Raw genomic sequence first — 16,840 nt, 5'->3', positions numbered from 1 at the left:
CTGGCGCGCTGGGCTGATTTCAGCGCGGGCCGCTGATGGATAATGCCCGCTGATGTCCGCCAGCCCCACCTCCCCGCTCCTTCCCGCTATCGCCCTGTCTGTCGTCAGCCATGGCCATGGGGCGATGGTGCAGCAGCTGCTCGATGCCTTGGCGCTGCACGGCGCTGGCGGCAACGGTGTCAGCCGCGTGGTGCTGACCTTGAACCTGCCCGAGCCTGCGCCCCTGGCACCTGCAGGCGGCTGGCCTTTTGTGCTGGAGCTGCGCCACAACAGCGTGCCCCAAGGCTTTTCGGCCAACCACAATGCCGCCTTGGCCGGTGCCACCGAGCCCCTGGTCTGCGTGCTGAATCCGGATGTGGACCTGCGCGGTGGCAACCCCTTCCCCGCGCTGGTGCGCGCGCTGCAGCGCCAGGGCGTGGGCCTGGCCTACCCGATGCAGGTGGATGAAAACGGCCATCTGCAGGACAGCGAGCGGGAGCTGCCCACCCCCTGGTCCTTGCTGCGCCGCTATGCGGTCAAACGGCGCGAGACCCGGGCCGAATGGGTCAATGGCGCGATGTGGCTGCTGCCCACCCCCGTCTGGCAGGGCATTGGCGGGCTCAATACCGCGTACTTCATGTACTGCGAGGATGTGGATCTGTGCCTGCGCCTGCGCCTGGCGGGCTGGACCTTGGCGCGTGCTGATTGCGTGATAGGCCATGCCGGCCAGCGCGCCAGCCACCGCCGGGCCCGCCATGCTTTGTGGCATATTCGCAGCTTGCTGCGGCTGTGGGCCTCGGCAGTTTTTTGGCGCGCCCGGGCCTTGCTCCGGCGCACCCCCACGGCAGCACTCACGATGACTGAATAATGATTTTCCTGGCAGTGGTCGCTTTTCTCTGTACGCTCATTGGCGCGGGTTTCATCGTGCGCCGCATGCGCGGCCATGCCAAACGCTATGGCAAGGATTTGCCCCAGCGCTTCCACATGGGCAACATCCCCCGGCTGGGCGGTCTGGCCATGTTTGTCAGCCTGGTGCTGACGGTGGGCGTGGCCGGCCTGCAGAACTGGTGGGGCTACTACGGCAATGCACTGCACTGGAACCAGTGGGTGCTGTATTTCTTCATGGCGATGCTGCCGGCGGTGGCTGGCGGTATTGCCGAGGACATGACCCAGCGCATGACGGTGCGCTACCGCCTGGTGCTGACCCTGCTGACCGGCCTGCTGGCCGTCTACCTGCTGGGCATGACCGTGCCGCGCATGGGCCTGGTCTGGCTCGATACGGCGCTGAGCGCCGCGCCCTGGCTGGGCATGGCGCTGGCCGTGCTGGCCATTGCCGGCCTGCCCCATGCCTTCAACATCATCGATGGCTACAACGGCCTGGCAGGCATGGTGGCGGTCATCATCTGCGCGGCGCTCACCCATGTGGCGCTGCAGCTGGGCGACCGCGAGCTGGCGGCGATCCTGGTGATCACCGCAGCGGCCACCCTGGGCTTCATGTTCTGGAACTACCCGATGGGCCAGCTCTTTGCCGGCGATGGCGGCGCCTATGTCTGGGGCATCGTGATCGCCTTCTGCAGCATCACCTTGGTGCAGCGCCACCCCATCGTCTCGCCCTGGTTCCCGATGCTGCTGCTCATCTATCCGGTCTGGGAGACCATGTTTTCCATCTACCGCAAGCTCGCGCGCGGCGACTCGCCGGGCATGGCCGACGCGCTGCACCTGCACCAGCTGATCTACCGCCGTATCGTGCGCAGCGTGCTCGATGAAAACGCCGCCCGCCGCATGCTGCGCCGCAATAACCGGACTGCGCCGTATTTGTGGGCGTTCACTTTGCTCACCGTGGTGCCGGCGGTCCTGTTCTGGCGCAACACCTATATCCTCATCGGTTTTTGTGCGCTGTTCTGTGTCTCCTATGTCGCTGCCTATCTGGTGATCGTGCGCTTCAAGCTACCAGGCTGGATTCGCTGATCAGCAGGCAGGCGGCACTTTGGGGCACAATGCGCGTTTTGCATCTTCTCCGCTGCTGTAAAGGCCTGCAACCATGACGACTCCTTCTCTCTCCATTGCCCCGCGCGACAAGGCTGAAATTCTGGCGCAGGCACTGCCCTACATCCGCAAGTTCCATGGCAAGACCATGGTCATCAAGTACGGCGGCAACGCCATGACCGACCCCGAGCTGCAGGCCGACTTTGCCGAAGACGTGGTGCTGCTCAAGCTGGTGGGCATCAACCCTGTAGTGGTGCACGGCGGTGGCCCGCAGATCGAGAACGCCTTGAAGCGCCTGGGCAAGGAAGGCAAGTTCGTGCAGGGCATGCGCGTGACCGACTCCGAAACCATGGAAGTGGTCGAATGGGTGCTGGCCGGCGAAGTGCAGCAGGACATCGTGGGCCTGATCAACCAGGCCGGCGGCAAGGCCGTGGGCCTGACTGGCCGTGATGGCGGCCTGATCCGCGCCCAAAAGCTCAAGTTGAAGGACAACAAGGATCCATCGGTCGAGCACGATGTCGGCCAGGTCGGCGACATCCTGTCCATCGACCCCAGCGTGGTCAAGGCGCTGCAGGACGACGCCTTCATCCCCGTGGTGAGCCCGATTGGCTTCGGTGAGAACAACGAGAGCTACAACATCAATGCCGATGTGGTGGCCAGCAAGTTGGCCACTGTGCTGCAGGCGGAAAAGCTGATGCTGCTGACCAATATTCCCGGGGTGCTCGACAAGCAGGGCCAGCTGCTGACCGAATTGACCTCGCGCCAGATCGATGAACTGATTGAGGACGGCACCATCTCGGGTGGTATGCTGCCTAAATTGGCCGGCGCCATCGATGCCGCCAAGAGCGGTGTCAATGCCGTGCATATTGTCGATGGCCGCGTGCCACACGCGATGCTGCTCGAAATTTTGACTGACACGGCCTACGGAACAATGATTCGTAGTTATTGATACATTTGATTGCGTAATTGATTTGTGCATCTAGCAATGCACATGATTTTTATCATTTTTCTGCAGTTCTTTTGCAGTAAGATGTTACAGAGGGCCCAAGGTTGCGCTGGCAACCTGTGAGGCGAGTGCCTTACTTTTATCAATAAAAAATACCTGGCGGTGTTGGGAGACTGCGTCGGGTGCAGCCTCATATTCAACGCATGTCTGATCAAGAATCTTCTTTCGCCGCCGACCTCGTCGATGCGCCGCTAGAAGCCGCTAACCCGGCACCTACCCGTAAACGTCCAAAACCCGGAGAGCGTCGAATCCAGATTCTGCAGACGCTGGCAGCCATGCTGGAGCAGCCAGGCGCAGACCGCATCACCACGGCGGCACTGGCCGCGCAAATGTCTATCAGCGAGGCGGCCCTCTACCGCCACTTTGCCAGCAAGGCCCAGATGTACGAGGGCCTGATCGAGTTCATCGAGCAGTCCGTCTACAGCCTGGCCGTGCAGATCACCGGCCGCGATGTGCCCGACCCCGCCAAGACCGTGGAGCAGGGCATTGCCCAGGCCCATCGGGTGGTGGCCATGGTGCTGCAGTTTGGCGAGCGCAATCCCGGCATGGTGCGCGTGATGCTGGGTGACGCGCTGCAGTCCGAAAACCCCCGCCTGCAGCAGCGCATGCAGCAGTTCTTCGAGCGCATCGAGACCACCTTGCGCCAGTGCCTGCGCGTGGTGCCCGGCGGCGATGCATCGGCTACGCCCACCGTGGATGCCAATGTGCGCTCCAGCGTGCTGATGTCCTTCCTGATCGGCCGCCTCCAGCGCTTTGCGCGTTCGGATTTCCGCCGCCTGCCCACCGAGCAGCTCGACGCCTGCCTGTCCTTGATGGCCCACTGACGCCAGCCCACCCCATCGCAAAAGCTGCTGAGCCAGACCAGGCCAGCAGCTTTTTTCATGCGGGGCACGGCCGTTGCCGTGGTTTACCCTTGCTTTGCACACCAGCGGTTGGCAGCACACTGGGTTTGTGCAAGAATCAAAAAAAGAACGACCGTGCTATTTTTTGATTTATGACCAAACCCCTTGCTTCCACCCCAGGCCCTGCCGAGATCGCCAAGCTGGCCAAAGGCGCCCAAACCCGTGCTGCGATTGTGGACGCCGCCTTGTCTCTGGCTGCGCAAGAGGGGCTCGATGGTCTGTCGCTGGGCATGGTGGCCCTGGCCATGGGCATGAGCAAGTCCGGCGTATTTGCGCATTTTGGCTCACGCGAGGAGCTGCAGTGCTCGGTGGTGCGCGAATACCACGAGCGCTTTGAGCGCGAGATCTTTGTGCCAGCGCTGCAGGTGCCGCGCGGGCTCGCCCGCTTGCTGCACATGGCCACCGGCTGGATGGGCAGCACCGCCCAGCCCAACGATGCCAGCCGCCTCTATGGCAGCCTCTACATCAGCGGTGCGGTGGAGTTTGATGACCGGCCCGGCGATGTGCGCGATGCGCTGTCCGAGTCGGTGCGCATCTGGATGGATGCGATGCGCCGCGCAATTGTGCAGTCCCAGACCGAAGGCCAGCTGCGCAGCGATGTCGCGCCCGACCAGGTGCTGTTCGAGCTGCACGGCATCATTTTGTCGCTGCACTATGAAACCCGCTTTCTCCATGGCCCGCAGGCGCTGCGCCATGCTGCCGCTGGCCTGCGCGGCATCTTGCTGCGCCATGCGGTGAACCCCGAGCGCGAGGCTGCCCTGATCGATGCCGCGCTCGCCCCATGCCTGGCGGCGCAGCCCGATGCGCCCGCTTCCGTTTCTGTTTGACCTCGTCATTTTTCCAAAGGACTTTCCATGCCTCAGTACACCCCACCGCTGCGCGACATGCAGTTCCTCATGCAAGAAGTGCTGGGCCTGCCCGCCCGTTTTGCCCAATTGCCGGCCTATGCCGAGGTGGACACCGGCACCATGGATGCGATTTTGGAAGAGGCCGGCAAGTTTGCGGTCGAGGTCGTGCAGCCGCTCAACCTGCCTGGTGATGCCGAAGGCTGCACGCGCAACACGGCCGATTCGAGCGTGACCACGCCCAAGGGCTTCAAGGAGGCCTATGCCAAGTATGTGGAAGGCGGCTGGGCAGCCCTGTCGTGCGACAGCGCTTATGGCGGCCAGGGTCTGCCCTTTGTGCTGAACCAGTGCCTGTATGAGATGCTCAACAGCGCCAACCAGGCCTGGGCCATGTACCCCGGCCTGTCGCACGGCGCCTATGAGGCACTCCATGTGTATGGCTCGGACGAGCAGAAAAAGCTTTACCTGCCCAAGCTCACCAGCGGTGAATGGACCGGCACCATGTGCCTGACCGAGCCCCATTGCGGCACCGATCTGGGCATGCTGCGCACCAAGGCCGAGCCGCAGGCCGATGGCAGCTACAAGATCACCGGCAACAAGATCTTCATCAGCGCCGGTGAGCACGACATGACCGACAACATCGTGCACCTGGTGCTGGCACGCCTGCCCGATGCGCCCAAGGGCAGCAAGGGCATCAGCCTGTTCCTGGTGCCCAAGTTCCTGGTCAATGCCGATGGCTCGCTGGGAGCGCGCAACCCCATCAGCTGCTCGGGACTGGAGCACAAGATGGGCATCCATGGCAATGCCACCGCGCAGATCGCCATCGATGGCGCCGTGGGCAGCCTGGTCGGCCAGGCCAACAAGGGCTTGCAGGCCATGTTTGTGATGATGAATGCCGCGCGCCTGGGTGTGGCCAACCAGTCGCTGGGTCTGATGGCCGTGGCCTACGAGAACGCGCTGGCCTATGCCAAGGACCGGCTGCAGATGCGCAGCCTCTCGGGCACCAAGGCCAAGGACCTGCCGGCCGACCCCATCATCGTCCACCCCGATGTGCGCCGCATGCTGCTGACTGCCAAGGCCTACAGCGAAGGCGGCCGCGCGATGATGATCGCCACTTCGGCCCTGGTCGACGAAGAGCTGAACCACCCCGACGAAGCCCTGCGCAAGGCCCATGCCGCGCAGGTCGCCTTGCTCACCCCCATCCTGAAGGCCTTTTTGACCGACAAGGGTTTTGAGGTGACCGTGCTGTGCCAGCAGGTGTTTGGCGGCCATGGCTACATCCATGAAACCGGTATGGAGCAGTTTGTGCGCGATGCGCGCATCAACATGATCTACGAAGGCACCAATGGCATCCAGGCGCTGGACCTGCTGGGCCGCAAGGTGCTGGGTGACCAGGGTGCGGCGCTCAAGGCGCTGGGCAAGCTGGTGCAGGGTCTGGTCGAGGAAGAGGGCGTCAACGAGCGCATGGCCGATTTCATCAACCCGCTGGCGCAGCTGGCCGGCCAGATGACCGGTATCACCACCGAGCTGGGCCTCAAGGCACTGCAGAACCCTGACGAAGTGGGTGCTGCCGCGACCGACTACCTCTGCGTGATGGGTCACCTGGTGATGGGCTACTGGTGGGCACGCATGGCCCAGACCGCGCTGCGCGCACTGGCCGAAGGCGATGTGACGGGCAAGACTTTCTACGAAGCCAAGCTGCAGACGGCGCGCTTTTACTTTGCGCGCCTCTTCCCCGAGGCGGGCCTGCGTGTGCGCACCATGCGCACCGGCAGCAAGCTCTTGATGAACACCGACGCCGCGCTGGCTTGACCGCCTGCAGTGCTGCCGAAAAACACCGAAGGAGACCCTGATGCAAACCTTGCTGAAACCTGTGCTGATGGTGGCTGGCAGCTTGGCGGTGGCACTGCCAGCGCTGGCTGCCGAGATGTCGCCGGTGGGCCTGTGGCGCACCTTTGACGAGAAAAGCGGTGAGCCCAAGTCCGAGGTGCGCATCAGCGACAGCGGCGGGGTGCTCAGCGGCAAGGTGGAAAAGCTGCTGCGCAAGGGCGCCGATCCGCAGGCCGTCTGCGACCGCTGCAGCGATGACCGCAAGGGCCAGCCGCTCGTGGGGCTGGAGATCATCCGCGGTGCCAAGCAGGCGCAGGGCAAGGCGGTATGGGAAGACGGCAAGATCCTCGACCCCGAAAACGGCAGCAGCTACAGCTTGAAGCTCACGCCTGCCGACAACGGCAACAAGCTCGATGTGCGCGGATCGATTGGCCCCTTTGGCCGCACGCAGACCTGGTCGCGCGTCGAATAGGTTTTGACTGAAACTGGCTGCCAGCCTGCAATTGACAAGCGCTGGCAGCTCTCAAAAGTGGAGTAACCATGTCCCGATTTGTGGTGAAGAAAGTGGCGGTGCTTGGCGCCGGCGTGATGGGCGCGCAGATTGCGGCCCACCTCGTCAATGTGCGGGTGCCCGTGGTGCTGTTTGACCTGCCGGCCAAGGAAGGCCCCAAAAGCGCGATTGCCCAGAAGGCGATTGCCAACCTGAAAAAGCTCAAGCCATCGCCCCTGGGTGTGGCGGCGGAAGCCGATCTGATCACGCCCGCCAACTACGAAGAACACCTGGCGCAGCTCAAGGACTGCGACCTGGTGATCGAGGCGATTGCCGAGCGCATGGACTGGAAGCGCGACCTCTACCACCAGATCGCGCCCTTTGTTGCACCCCATGCGATCCTGGCCTCCAACACCTCGGGCCTGTCGATCACGGCCTTGTCGGAAGCCTTGCCCGAGCAGCTGCGCCACCGCTTCTGCGGCATCCACTTCTTCAACCCACCGCGCTATATGCAGCTGGTGGAGCTGATACCGACCGCAGCGACCGAGCCCCAGGTGCTGGACCAGCTCGAAAGCTTTGCGACCAGCCAACTGGGTAAGGGCGTCGTCCGCGCCAAGGACACGCCCAACTTTGTTGCCAACCGCGTCGGCGTGGCTGGCATGCTGTCGACCATCGCCGAGGCCGAGCGCTTTGGCCTGAGCTACGACGTGGTTGACGACCTGACCGGCAAAAAGCTGGGGCGCGCCAGCTCGGGCACCTTCCGCACTGCCGATGTGGTGGGCCTGGACACCTTGGCCCATGTCATCGCCACCATGCAGACCCAGCTGACGGCGCAGAGCGACTCGTTCTACGCCAGCTACACGACGCCAGCGGTATTGACCCAGCTGATCGCCAACGGCGCGCTGGGCCAGAAGACCAAGGCAGGTTTTTACCGCAAGACCAAGCTGGGCATCGAGCGCTTTGACCCCGAGCACCAGGCCTATGTGCCTTCGGGCGAAAAGGGCAATGACGTCTACACCCGCATGCTGAAAAAGCCGGCCGGCGAGCGCCTGCAGCTGCTGCGCAATAGTGAAGGCGCACAAGGCCAGTTCCTCTGGGCCATCTTGCGCAACAGCTTCCACTACGCCGCCGTGCATCTGAAGGACATTGCCGACAATGCCCGCGATGTGGATCTGGCCATGCGCTGGGGCTTTGGCATGCAGCAAGGCCCGTTCGAGCTGTGGCAAGAGGCCGGCTGGCTGCAGGTGGCCAAGATGGTGCAGGAAGACATTGACGCAGGCAAGGCGCTCAGCACCGAGCCGCTGCCGCAGTGGGTGTTTGAAGGCCCCGTGGCGGACGCCGGCGGTGTGCACACCGCGAAGGGCTCCTGGAGCGCCGCCGAGAACCGCTTTGTGCCGCGCCGCGATCTGCCGGTCTATGCGCGCCAGCTCTTCCCCGAGCGCGTGCTGGGCGAGGCGAGCGAACCCGCGCAGGACTGGCGCACGGCAGGCCGCACCCTGGCCGAGAGCAAGGCCTCACGCAGCTGGACCCTGGATGACCAGGTGCTGGTCTTCAGCATCAAGACCAAGATGCATGCGATCAGCCCCGATGTGATGGAAGACCTGCAGGCCGCGCTGGCGCTGGCCGAAAAGGACTTTGATGCGATGGTCGTCTGGTCGGGCGATGCACCTTTCAGCGTGGGCGCCGATCTGCAGGCGATGATGCCGGCCTTTGCATTGCAAGGCCCGATGGCCATCGACCAGATCGAGCAGGTGATGCAGCAGCTCTTCCTGTCGGTGCGCTATGCGCAGATCCCGGTGGTGGGCGCGGTGCATGGCATGGCGCTGGGCGGCGGCTGCGAGCTGCTGCTGCACTGCGCACGCCGCGTGGCGCATATGGAGAGCTATATCGGCCTGGTGGAGATGGGCGTGGGCCTGGTGCCCGGCGCCGGCGGCCTCACCAATGTGGCCTACCAGGCGGCACGCCATGCGCAGTATTCCACCGGCACGGATCTGCTGCCCTTCCTGGCCAATGGCTTTACGGCCGCCGCCAAGGCCACCGTCGGCACCAGCGCGCTGGAGTCGCAGGCGATTGGCTACCTGCAGTCCGATGATGTCATCGTGCCGCACCGCGACGAGCTGCTGTTTGTGGCGCTGACGCAGGCCAAGGCCATGGCGCAATCGGGCTGGCGCCCACCGCAGCGCAAGCCTTTTCCGGTCGCTGGCCGCAGTGGCGCAGCCACCTTGCGCAGCACCCTGGTCAATATGCGCGAGGGCGGCTTCATCACCGAGCACGACATGCTGATTGCCAGCCATATGGCCGATGTGGTCTGCGGCGGCGATGTGGATGCCGGCACCCTGGTGAACGAGGAGTACCTGATGGCGCTGGAGCGCAAGGCCTTCACCGACCTGATCGTGAAGGAAAAAACCCAGGAGCGCATTCTGGGCATGCTGAACACCGGCAAGCCCGTCCGTAACTGAGGCCCACCGTGGAAAAGCAACCCTTGTCCCCCAACTCCCTCTCCCGCTCGCGGGAGAGGGCAGGGGTGAGGGCGGATGTCAGTGTGCAACAAGCCCGCGCCTTGCGCCAAGCCTCCACCACGGCAGAGCAACTGCTCTGGCGCCACCTGCGCAACCGCCAACTGGCGGGCGCCAAGTTCCGCAGACAGCATCCGCTGGGGCCCTACATCCTGGATTTTGTCTGTCTGGAGCAGGGCCTGGTGGTTGAACTGGATGGCGGCCAGCATGCAGATCTGCAGGCGCAAGCCTATGACCAGCAGCGCTCTGCCTGGTTGCAACAGCAAGGATTGCGCGTGCTGCGGTTTTGGAACCATGAGGTTGTACAACAAACGAATGAGGTGCTTGCACGTGTGCTGCAGGCCCTCACCCCGGCCCTCTCCCGCGCGCGGGAGAGGGAGGTGAATACCGAGGACTAGTCATCATGAGTAAACAAGTTCAAGACGCCTACATCGTTGCGGCGACGCGCACGCCGATTGGCAAGTCGCACAAAGGCTATCTGCGCAATATGCGCCCTGACGATCTGCTGGCCACCACGATGAAGGCCGTGCTGGCGCAGGCGCCGGGGCTGGACCCGCAGGCGATTGAGGATGTGGTCTGCGGCTGCGCGATCCCCGAAGCCCAGCAGGGCCTGAATGTGGCACGTATCAGCGCGGTGCTGGCAGGGCTGCCGGTGGGGGTGGGCGGGGTAACGGTCAACCGCTTTTGCGCATCGGGCCTGACGGCCTTGCAAATGGCCGCCGACCGCATTCGCGTGGGTGAGGCCGATGTGATGATCGCTGCTGGTGTCGAGAGCATGAGCATGGTGCCGATGATGGGCAACTCGCCGTCGCTGTCGCCGTCCATCTTTGAGCGCGAAGGCGATGTCGGCATTGCCTACGGCATGGGGCTGACGGCCGAGAAAGTCGCGCAGCGCTGGAAAGTGAGCCGCGATGCCCAGGATGCCTTTGCATTGCAGTCGCACCAGCGTGCGCTGGCGGCGCAGCAGGCGGGCGATTTTGCCGCCGAGATCACGCCGATCACCGTGACCGACCGGGGGGTGGACATCGCCAAGGGGGAGGCGGTCAGCCGCTCGCGCACGGTGGAGCTCGATGAAGGCCCGCGCCCGGACACCTCGATCGAGGGCCTGGCCAAGCTGCGCACCGTGTTTGCGGCGCGCGGCTCGGTCACTGCCGGCAACAGCTCGCAGACCAGCGATGGCGCAGGTGCGCTGCTGGTGGTGAGCGAGGCGGCCCTCAAGCGCTTCAACCTGACGCCGCTGGCGCGCTTTGTCAGCTATGCCAGCAAGGGCGTGCCGCCCGAGATCATGGGCATCGGCCCGATTGAGGCGATCCCGGTGGCGCTGCGCCATGCCGGCCTGTCCTTGCAGGATATCGACTGGATCGAGCTGAACGAGGCCTTTGCCGCGCAGTCGATCGCGGTCATGCAGCAGCTGGGCATGGACCCGGCCAAGGTCAACCCCATGGGCGGCGCGATTGCGCTGGGTCACCCGCTGGGCGCGACGGGCGCCATCCGCGCGGCCACCGTCGTGCATGCGCTGCAGCGCAACAAGCTCAAATACGGCATGGTGACCATGTGCGTGGGCATGGGGCAGGGCGCGGCGGGCATTCTGGAGCGCGTCTAAACCGGCGCTGGCCACGGCATCTGTCGCCCACTGGGCTGCAACAGATGCCGTTGGCTGCTAATGTAGGGTGGCAGAAAATGCAACTGCAAGACAGGTCTTGAAAGGCTTGGTACGGGCACATGGCGTTTTCAGCGGATTCGAAAATTTCTGCGAAAGATGTCCGAATGAGTGAACTCTCCACCCCCAACGAACGCCATGCCTTTGACCGTGCGATGGCGATGCAACCCAGCGGCCAGAACCAGTATGCGGCGCAGGCCAGCCAGGACTACTGGAACATGGTGGGGCCCTACGGCGGCATAACAGCAGCCCAAGTGGCCCAGGCCGTGCTGCAGCACCCGCAGCGCCTGGGCGATCTGGTGGCGGTCACCGTGAACTACGCCGGCGCCGTGGGCGAGCGGCCTTATGTGATCGAGGCCATCCCCGCCCGCACCAACCGCAGCACCCAGCACTGGATCATCACCCTGCGCGAGCAAGACGCCGAGGGCCAGTGGTCCACGACGACCACGGCGACCGCGATGACCGCAGTGGCGCGCGATACCTGGTCGGACGATGAATATGCGATGCCCGAGGTGCCGCCTTCCAGCGCGGTGGCGCGCTACACCACCGATTTCCGCGTGGAATGGCTGAACCGCTACAACATCCGGCCGCTGCTGGGCGGCTATCCGACGGCGTGGGACGGCGCGAGCAGCCCGAGTCTGACTCGCATGTGGGTCAGTGACGAGCCCCCGCGCCCGCTCGATGTGCCGGCGCTCACCTCGCTGTGCGATGTCTTCTTTCCCCGCATCTGGCTGCGCCGTGCCAAGCGCGTGCCGGTGGGCACCGTGTCCTTGACGGTCTATGTGCATGCCAGTGCCGAGCAACTGGCCGCAGTGGGCAGCCAGCCGGTATTGGCCCAGGCGCAAGGCCAGGGCTTTCGGGATGGTTTTTTTGACCAGACCGCGCAGATCTGGTCGCCCCAGGGCGTTTTGCTGGCCACCAGCCACCAGCTGGTCTACTACAAGGAATAAGGCGCGCCAAATCCGGTTAGCATGCCAGCGTCTTCGGTGCGCGCCCTGGCCGTGGCCCGGGCTCAGCACCGACCCCTTTTTTGAGAGACTGTTATGACGATCCAATCCTCCTGCGACGATATCCGCGTGCTGGCCGAAGCGGGCATCTGCACCATCACCTTCAACCGGGTGGCCAAGAAGAACTCGCTGACCGGTGCCATGTACCTGGCCCTGGCAGAGATCTTGCAGCAGGCCGCCAGCAGCGCCGAGGTGCGTGTGGTGCTGTTCCAGGGCGATGCCTCGGTGTTCACGGCGGGCAATGACCTGGGCGATTTCCTCCACGGACCCAAGCCCGATGACAATGCGCCGCCGTTCCAGTTCCTGCAGGCGCTGGCGGCCTTCCCCAAGCCCATCGTCGCGGCCGTCAGCGGCCCGGCCGTGGGCATTGGCACGACGATGCTGCTGCACTGCGACCTGGTCTATGCCGGTGACAACGCGATGTTCTCGCTGCCCTTTGTCAACCTGGGCTTCTGCCCCGAAGGCGCATCGAGCCTGCTGTTGCCCCAGCTGATGGGCCACCAGCGCGCCTGCGAAGCCTTGCTGCTGGGCGACCCCTTCATGGCCGAGGCGGCACTGGAAGTGGGCCTGGTCAACCGCGTGGTGCCACCGACCGAATGCAACACCATCGCCCAGGCGCAAGCCGCCAAGCTGGCCGCCAAGCCACTGGCCTCGCTGATGGCCAGCAAGCGCCTGCTCAAGAGCGGCCAGATGGCGGCTGTTCAGTCGCGCATCGCCGAAGAAGGCCGTGTGTTTGCCGATCTGCTGCAGCAGCCCGCTGCCAAAGAGGCGATGCAGGCCTTTATGGAAAAGCGCAAGCCCAACTTCAGCGGTCTGTGATCCCTGCTTGGGCTGCTCAGGCTGGCTTGCCAGGCGCGAGCTTGCCAATGCGGCAGCCCTGCGCTGCCAGCAGCGCGCCAAACGCGGGCGAGCGCAGATAAGCCCATTCCACCGGCCGCTGCTGGCCAATGGCGTCGTCTGGCATCGGCGTTTGTGCCGGGTGGCACATCAACAAGCTGCCGTCTTGGCATTCGGCCAGCCATTGCGCCATCAGGCCGCCATAGGCGTCTTGCGTCGGCGCATCAAAACCATAGACACCTGCAAAGCCCTGGTTCGTCGCCCAGTGCTGGCGCTGCAGTTGGTGGCTGAGGCGCCAGCCGCCCAGAAGCGCAATCGTGGCCGATTTGGCCTGCCAGCGCAAAGCGCCCGCAGGGGCCGTGGAGCGGATCCAGATCCGCCGCGCTGCTGCGCCATAGCGCGCGTCAAGTTCAGCCAGCATCGCTTTGCGCACGCCGGGTAGCTGGTGTACATGCTGGTGGCCATCCACATAGACGGGCGGCATGCCCAGCGCATCCTCAAAGGCATCGAGCTGGCGGCGCCAGGCATCGCGCAGCGCAGCGGCAGACAGCCGGGCGGTATAGGCCTGGCTGAGAATGCGCGTGATGGGGGTATCGGGCGCTAGGCCATGGCCTTCGGTCAGGTTGAAATGCAGGCCCAGGTCCAGCTGGCCGCGCACAGCCGGCAAGGCGCGCGCCGCTGTGCGCCAGCCCGGTGCCGTGGTCATGCAGCTGGTGGCCGAGAGGCGGCCCAGCGCTGCCAGCTCCAGCACGGCGGCGTCGACGGCCGGGTGCAGCGCAAAATCGTCGGCGCAGAGAGTGATGTGTTTCATGGTGCTCAGTGCGGCGCAGCGTGGGCAAAGGCCCAGCATTTGGCTGCGGCAAAGGTGAATACCGCCACGACGACCAGCACCGCGACCAGGCTCCAGGCGTAGTGCCAGTGCAGCTGGTGCAGTGCCAGGTAGTACAGCAGTTCATTGAGGGCGAAGGAGCTGCAGGCGACCAGAAAGAAGCGCGGCAGCGCCTGGGCATGCGGCGCCTTTTTATCGGCAAAGGTCAGCCAGGCGTGGCCGCTGTAGCTGACCACAAAGGCGACCAGAAAAGCCAGTACATTGGCCAGCAGCGGCGCCATGCCTGTGCTGCCCACCAAGAGCAGCACCACCAGCAAATGCGTGGCTGCTGCCGAGCCGCCCACGGCAATAAACTGCAGGCCCTGGGGCAGCCTGCGCAGGCGCTCGAGCGCAGCAGCGATCCGCAAGCTCAGGACTCCGGTGGCATCGGCGCGACCGGTGCTGGCGCGGTGGCGGATGCGGGCACATGCGGCGGGGCAGCGGGCTCGCTGCTCACGGGGCTGCGGTCGTCGTTGTTCGCCACGATGTACAAAGGCCGGCGCTTGACCTCGTCATAGATGCGGCCGATGTACTCGCCCAGCATGCCGATGGACATCAGCTGCACGCCGGAGAACAGCATCAGGCCGGCGGCCAAGGTCGGCCAGCCGTCGATGGGGTTGTCCAGCACGATGGTCTCGATGGTGATGTAGATGCCGTAGATGATGGCCATCACCGAGATGCAAAAGCCCACCAGGCTCCAGATGCGCAGCGGCAAGGTGGTGAACGAGGTCAGCCCCTGGAAGGCCAGCGCGAAGAGCCGGTGAAAATTGAAGCTGGACTGGCCGCTGCGCCGGCTGTCGGGCACAAAGGGCAGCGCCACGCTCTTGAAGCCGACCCAGGCGTACAGGCCCTTCATGAAACGGTTGCGCTCGGGCAGCTGGCGCAGCGCATCAACCACCTTGCGGTCCATGAGCCGGAAGTCACCCGCGTTCTCGGGGATATGCACGGCGTTGTCGCGGTTCATCAGGTAGTAGAAGAGCCAGGTGCCCCAGCGCTTGGCCTTGGCCTCGCCGGCACGGTCGGCAATCACGCCATAGACCATGTCATTGCCGCTCTGCCACAGCTGCACCATCTCGGCAATCAGCGGCAGCGGGTGCTGAAAATCCGCATCGATCAACAGCACCGCATTGCCGCGTGCATAGTCGAGCCCGGCCGTCATCGCCGCTTCCTTGCCAAAATTGCGCGCCAGCTGGATGTAGTGCAGCGGCAGCTGCTGGCCCAGGCGCTGGGCCACCTCGTCGGTCGCATCCTTGCTGCCATCGTTGACCAGCACGATCTCGCAATCGACGGACAGCGCACGCACCGTCTCGTACAAGGCGGGCAGAAAGGCTTCCAGGTTGCTGGCTTCGTTATAGGCGGGCACCACGCAGCTCAGGCGCAAGGGCGGCCGAGGCGCCGTGCGGGCGGTGGGCGGAGCGGAGGGCAGGGTGTCAGGCATAGATGGGCTGTATTTGCGCGCAGTCTAGCGCATGGCGCAGTGGCATCCCAGCAGAATCTGCGATTGCCGTGCCGGGCGCTTGACTGCATACTGCGGTGGATGAGCACCGCCACCTTGCCCACCCCGCACCTCGAAGCACCAGCCTATGTCTCTATGCAGGGCCTGGATAACGCCTATGTCGAAGGCCTGCGCGACATTTTTGAAGAGCGCATCGTCTTCAACAAGCTCCTGGGGCTCAAGCTCCAGAACGTGCAGGACGACGCGGTCTGGGCCAGCCTGGAGATGCGCAATGAACTGATCGGCCACTTTGGTCTGCAGCGCGTGCATGGCGGCGTCATCAGTGCCAGCTTGGATGCGCTGGGCGGCATCGCGGTGATGGCGGCCTCTGGCGCCAAGCATGTGGGTGAGCCGGTGATGCAGCGCCTGATGCGCTTTGCCAAGCTGGGCATCATTGATTTGCGGGTCGACTACCTGCGCCCTGGAACCCATGGCCCCTTTGGGCTGCAGGCCCGGGTGCTGCGCTTGGGCTCACGCGTGGCGACGACGCGGTCTGACTTTTGCGACAGCAGCGGCCAGGTGCTGGCCACGGCCACGGCGGCCTATATCGTGTCCTGATGCGGGCTGGCGGCACTGTTGCGATGTTGGGAAATGTGAGATTTGTCCGACCGATGAAAATATTGATAGGAAAGGCCGCCATAGTTGCTGCCTGTTACGACTAGTGTCAAATTTTGTGAACACCCTAGCTATAAATTGAATAGCATGTAGAAGCTTTTCACAAGGAGAACCGATGGCTGTACAAAACCCTTTTTTCGGCGGACGCCGTGACAATGACTCTTCCGCCTCCAAGTTCATGGGAGGCAATGCCTCCAGTACATCGGGCAGCACCTTGCCCAGCACCGCAGCGGGCTCTGCCAGCTCCGTGCTCGGCGGCAACCTGAGCGGCCACAAGGCCGATGAGCCCAGCAACCCATCTCCTACCTCTTCCTATACCAGCACCGTGACCACTGATACCACCGCCGGCACCGGCAGCAAACTGACTGTTGGCCCCAATATCAAGCTCAAGGGCGTTGAGATCACCGATTGCGACACCTTGGTGGTGGAAGGCACGGTCGAGGCCACGATGGATTCTCGCGTGATCCAGATCACTGCAGAAGGCGCCTTCCGTGGCTCGGCGGAAATCGACATTGCGGAGATCCATGGCGAATTCGAAGGCAACCTGACCGTGCGCGACAAGCTGGTGATTTTTGGCAGCGGCCGTGTGCATGGCAAGATCCGCTACGGCAAGGTCATCATCGAAGAAGGCGGCCAGCTGACCGGCGAGATCGAGTGCTCCAACAGCACGCGCAAGCCCGTGGCCGCCAGCACCACCGCTACCAAGATGGAAAAGCCGGCTGAAAGCCTGGCTTGATCGCTGAGGCCCCGGCCTCCCGCTTGTGAAAAAGCCGCTGCAGCGCAGGTTTGCGTTGCAGCGGCTTT

General features: G+C 64.1%; 17 protein-coding genes. 14 read left to right on the top strand and 3 right to left on the bottom strand.

Annotated features, from left to right (window positions below):
• The first annotated feature begins 52 nt into the window (after positions 1-52).
• The 12 genes from WH303_RS17490 to WH303_RS17435 all read left to right on the top strand — a co-directional run bounded on the left by WH303_RS17490 (position 53) and on the right by WH303_RS17435 (position 13,040).
• On the top strand, positions 53-847 hold the full coding sequence (locus WH303_RS17490) for a glycosyltransferase family 2 protein (protein WP_339520045.1): 795 nt from the start codon (positions 53-55) through the stop codon (positions 845-847).
• Entirely contained in the window at positions 847-1,947 is a 1,101-nt protein-coding gene (locus WH303_RS17485) for a glycosyltransferase family 4 protein (RefSeq protein ID WP_021028956.1), read from the top strand. The genes WH303_RS17490 and WH303_RS17485 overlap by 1 nt, the downstream gene beginning before the upstream one ends.
• 73 nt (positions 1,948-2,020) lie before the next feature.
• Positions 2,021-2,914, top strand: coding sequence for an acetylglutamate kinase (argB, locus tag WH303_RS17480; RefSeq protein WP_116926370.1), 894 nt, complete (start codon positions 2,021-2,023; stop codon positions 2,912-2,914).
• 200 nt (positions 2,915-3,114) lie between these two features.
• Positions 3,115-3,795, top strand: coding sequence for a nucleoid occlusion factor SlmA (gene slmA, locus WH303_RS17475; protein ID WP_021028954.1), 681 nt, complete (start codon positions 3,115-3,117; stop codon positions 3,793-3,795).
• A gap of 170 nt (positions 3,796-3,965) precedes the next feature.
• The gene (locus WH303_RS17470; RefSeq protein ID WP_339520040.1) at positions 3,966-4,700 is read left to right on the top strand and encodes a TetR/AcrR family transcriptional regulator; all 735 of its coding nucleotides are present in this window, start codon (positions 3,966-3,968) and stop codon (positions 4,698-4,700) included.
• A gap of 27 nt (positions 4,701-4,727) precedes the next feature.
• On the top strand, positions 4,728-6,530 hold the full coding sequence (locus WH303_RS17465) for an acyl-CoA dehydrogenase C-terminal domain-containing protein (protein WP_339520038.1): 1,803 nt from the start codon (positions 4,728-4,730) through the stop codon (positions 6,528-6,530).
• A gap of 40 nt (positions 6,531-6,570) precedes the next feature.
• Positions 6,571-7,020 carry a DUF2147 domain-containing protein gene (locus tag WH303_RS17460; protein WP_021028951.1) on the top strand — a complete coding sequence of 150 codons (450 nt, stop codon included), beginning with the start codon at positions 6,571-6,573 and terminating at the stop codon, positions 7,018-7,020.
• A 68-nt stretch (positions 7,021-7,088) separates the two neighbouring features.
• Positions 7,089-9,497 carry a 3-hydroxyacyl-CoA dehydrogenase/enoyl-CoA hydratase family protein gene (locus WH303_RS17455; protein ID WP_339520036.1) on the top strand — a complete coding sequence of 803 codons (2,409 nt, stop codon included), beginning with the start codon at positions 7,089-7,091 and terminating at the stop codon, positions 9,495-9,497.
• An 8-nt stretch (positions 9,498-9,505) separates the two neighbouring features.
• Positions 9,506-9,952, top strand: coding sequence for an endonuclease domain-containing protein (locus WH303_RS17450; protein ID WP_339520034.1), 447 nt, complete (start codon positions 9,506-9,508; stop codon positions 9,950-9,952).
• Between the two features lie 5 nt (positions 9,953-9,957).
• Complete coding sequence (locus tag WH303_RS17445; RefSeq protein ID WP_339520033.1) at positions 9,958-11,157, top strand: acetyl-CoA C-acyltransferase; 1,200 nt, start codon at positions 9,958-9,960, stop codon at positions 11,155-11,157.
• Between the two features lie 164 nt (positions 11,158-11,321).
• Positions 11,322-12,164 (top strand): thioesterase family protein, encoded by an 843-nt coding sequence (locus tag WH303_RS17440; protein WP_339520031.1) that lies wholly within the window; start codon positions 11,322-11,324, stop codon positions 12,162-12,164.
• Between the two features lie 93 nt (positions 12,165-12,257).
• Entirely contained in the window at positions 12,258-13,040 is a 783-nt protein-coding gene (locus WH303_RS17435; protein WP_339520029.1) for an enoyl-CoA hydratase, read from the top strand.
• A gap of 16 nt (positions 13,041-13,056) precedes the next feature.
• Here WH303_RS17435 and WH303_RS17430 read toward each other — a convergent pair whose 3' ends face one another.
• From WH303_RS17430 to WH303_RS17420, 3 genes are read right to left on the bottom strand one after another with little or no spacing between them, the layout of a single operon-like run.
• Positions 13,057-13,869 carry a ChbG/HpnK family deacetylase gene (locus WH303_RS17430; RefSeq protein ID WP_339520027.1) on the bottom strand — a complete coding sequence of 271 codons (813 nt, stop codon included), beginning with the start codon at positions 13,867-13,869 and terminating at the stop codon, positions 13,057-13,059.
• Positions 13,870-13,874: 5 nt separating this feature from the next.
• The gene (locus WH303_RS17425; RefSeq protein ID WP_373604942.1) at positions 13,875-14,300 is read right to left on the bottom strand and encodes a GtrA family protein; all 426 of its coding nucleotides are present in this window, start codon (positions 14,298-14,300) and stop codon (positions 13,875-13,877) included.
• Positions 14,297-15,364, bottom strand: coding sequence for a glycosyltransferase family 2 protein (locus WH303_RS17420; protein ID WP_339520026.1), 1,068 nt, complete (start codon positions 15,362-15,364; stop codon positions 14,297-14,299). Before WH303_RS17420 ends, WH303_RS17425 begins: the two co-directional genes overlap by 4 nt.
• Positions 15,365-15,517: 153 nt before the next feature.
• Between WH303_RS17420 and WH303_RS17415 the strand changes: the two genes are divergently transcribed.
• Positions 15,518-15,979, top strand: a complete 462-nt coding sequence (locus WH303_RS17415) for a thioesterase family protein (protein ID WP_339520160.1) — start codon at positions 15,518-15,520, stop codon at positions 15,977-15,979.
• Between the two features lie 172 nt (positions 15,980-16,151).
• Positions 16,152-16,772 carry a bactofilin family protein gene (locus WH303_RS17410; RefSeq protein ID WP_339520024.1) on the top strand — a complete coding sequence of 207 codons (621 nt, stop codon included), beginning with the start codon at positions 16,152-16,154 and terminating at the stop codon, positions 16,770-16,772.
• Positions 16,773-16,840: the final 68 nt, after the last annotated feature.

This window comes from Comamonas sp. MYb69 (assembly GCF_037479315.1).
Taxonomy (GTDB): domain Bacteria; phylum Pseudomonadota; class Gammaproteobacteria; order Burkholderiales; family Burkholderiaceae_C; genus Comamonas.
Note: the sequence above shows the minus strand (reverse complement) of the source record. Positions and strands in the feature narration are given on the sequence as shown.

What these genes read in the sequence shown, in the direction of transcription:
- WH303_RS17465 (WP_339520038.1), top strand. Translation starts at nt 4,728, where the DNA reads ATGCCTCAGTACACCCCACCGCTGCGCGACATGCAGTTCCTCATGCAA.
- WH303_RS17460 (WP_021028951.1), top strand. Translation starts at nt 6,571, where the DNA reads ATGCAAACCTTGCTGAAACCTGTGCTGATGGTGGCTGGCAGCTTGGCG.
- WH303_RS17470 (WP_339520040.1), top strand. Translation starts at nt 3,966, where the DNA reads ATGACCAAACCCCTTGCTTCCACCCCAGGCCCTGCCGAGATCGCCAAG.
- WH303_RS17415 (WP_339520160.1), top strand. Translation starts at nt 15,518, where the DNA reads ATGCAGGGCCTGGATAACGCCTATGTCGAAGGCCTGCGCGACATTTTT.
- WH303_RS17440 (WP_339520031.1), top strand. Translation starts at nt 11,322, where the DNA reads ATGAGTGAACTCTCCACCCCCAACGAACGCCATGCCTTTGACCGTGCG.
- WH303_RS17445 (WP_339520033.1), top strand. Translation starts at nt 9,958, where the DNA reads ATGAGTAAACAAGTTCAAGACGCCTACATCGTTGCGGCGACGCGCACG.
- WH303_RS17485 (WP_021028956.1), top strand. Translation starts at nt 847, where the DNA reads ATGATTTTCCTGGCAGTGGTCGCTTTTCTCTGTACGCTCATTGGCGCG.
- argB (WP_116926370.1), top strand. Translation starts at nt 2,021, where the DNA reads ATGACGACTCCTTCTCTCTCCATTGCCCCGCGCGACAAGGCTGAAATT.
- WH303_RS17420 (WP_339520026.1), bottom strand. Translation starts at nt 15,364, where the DNA reads ATGCCTGACACCCTGCCCTCCGCTCCGCCCACCGCCCGCACGGCGCCT.
- WH303_RS17410 (WP_339520024.1), top strand. Translation starts at nt 16,152, where the DNA reads ATGGCTGTACAAAACCCTTTTTTCGGCGGACGCCGTGACAATGACTCT.
- slmA (WP_021028954.1), top strand. Translation starts at nt 3,115, where the DNA reads ATGTCTGATCAAGAATCTTCTTTCGCCGCCGACCTCGTCGATGCGCCG.
- WH303_RS17435 (WP_339520029.1), top strand. Translation starts at nt 12,258, where the DNA reads ATGACGATCCAATCCTCCTGCGACGATATCCGCGTGCTGGCCGAAGCG.
- WH303_RS17490 (WP_339520045.1), top strand. Translation starts at nt 53, where the DNA reads ATGTCCGCCAGCCCCACCTCCCCGCTCCTTCCCGCTATCGCCCTGTCT.
- WH303_RS17430 (WP_339520027.1), bottom strand. Translation starts at nt 13,869, where the DNA reads ATGAAACACATCACTCTCTGCGCCGACGATTTTGCGCTGCACCCGGCC.
- WH303_RS17455 (WP_339520036.1), top strand. Translation starts at nt 7,089, where the DNA reads ATGTCCCGATTTGTGGTGAAGAAAGTGGCGGTGCTTGGCGCCGGCGTG.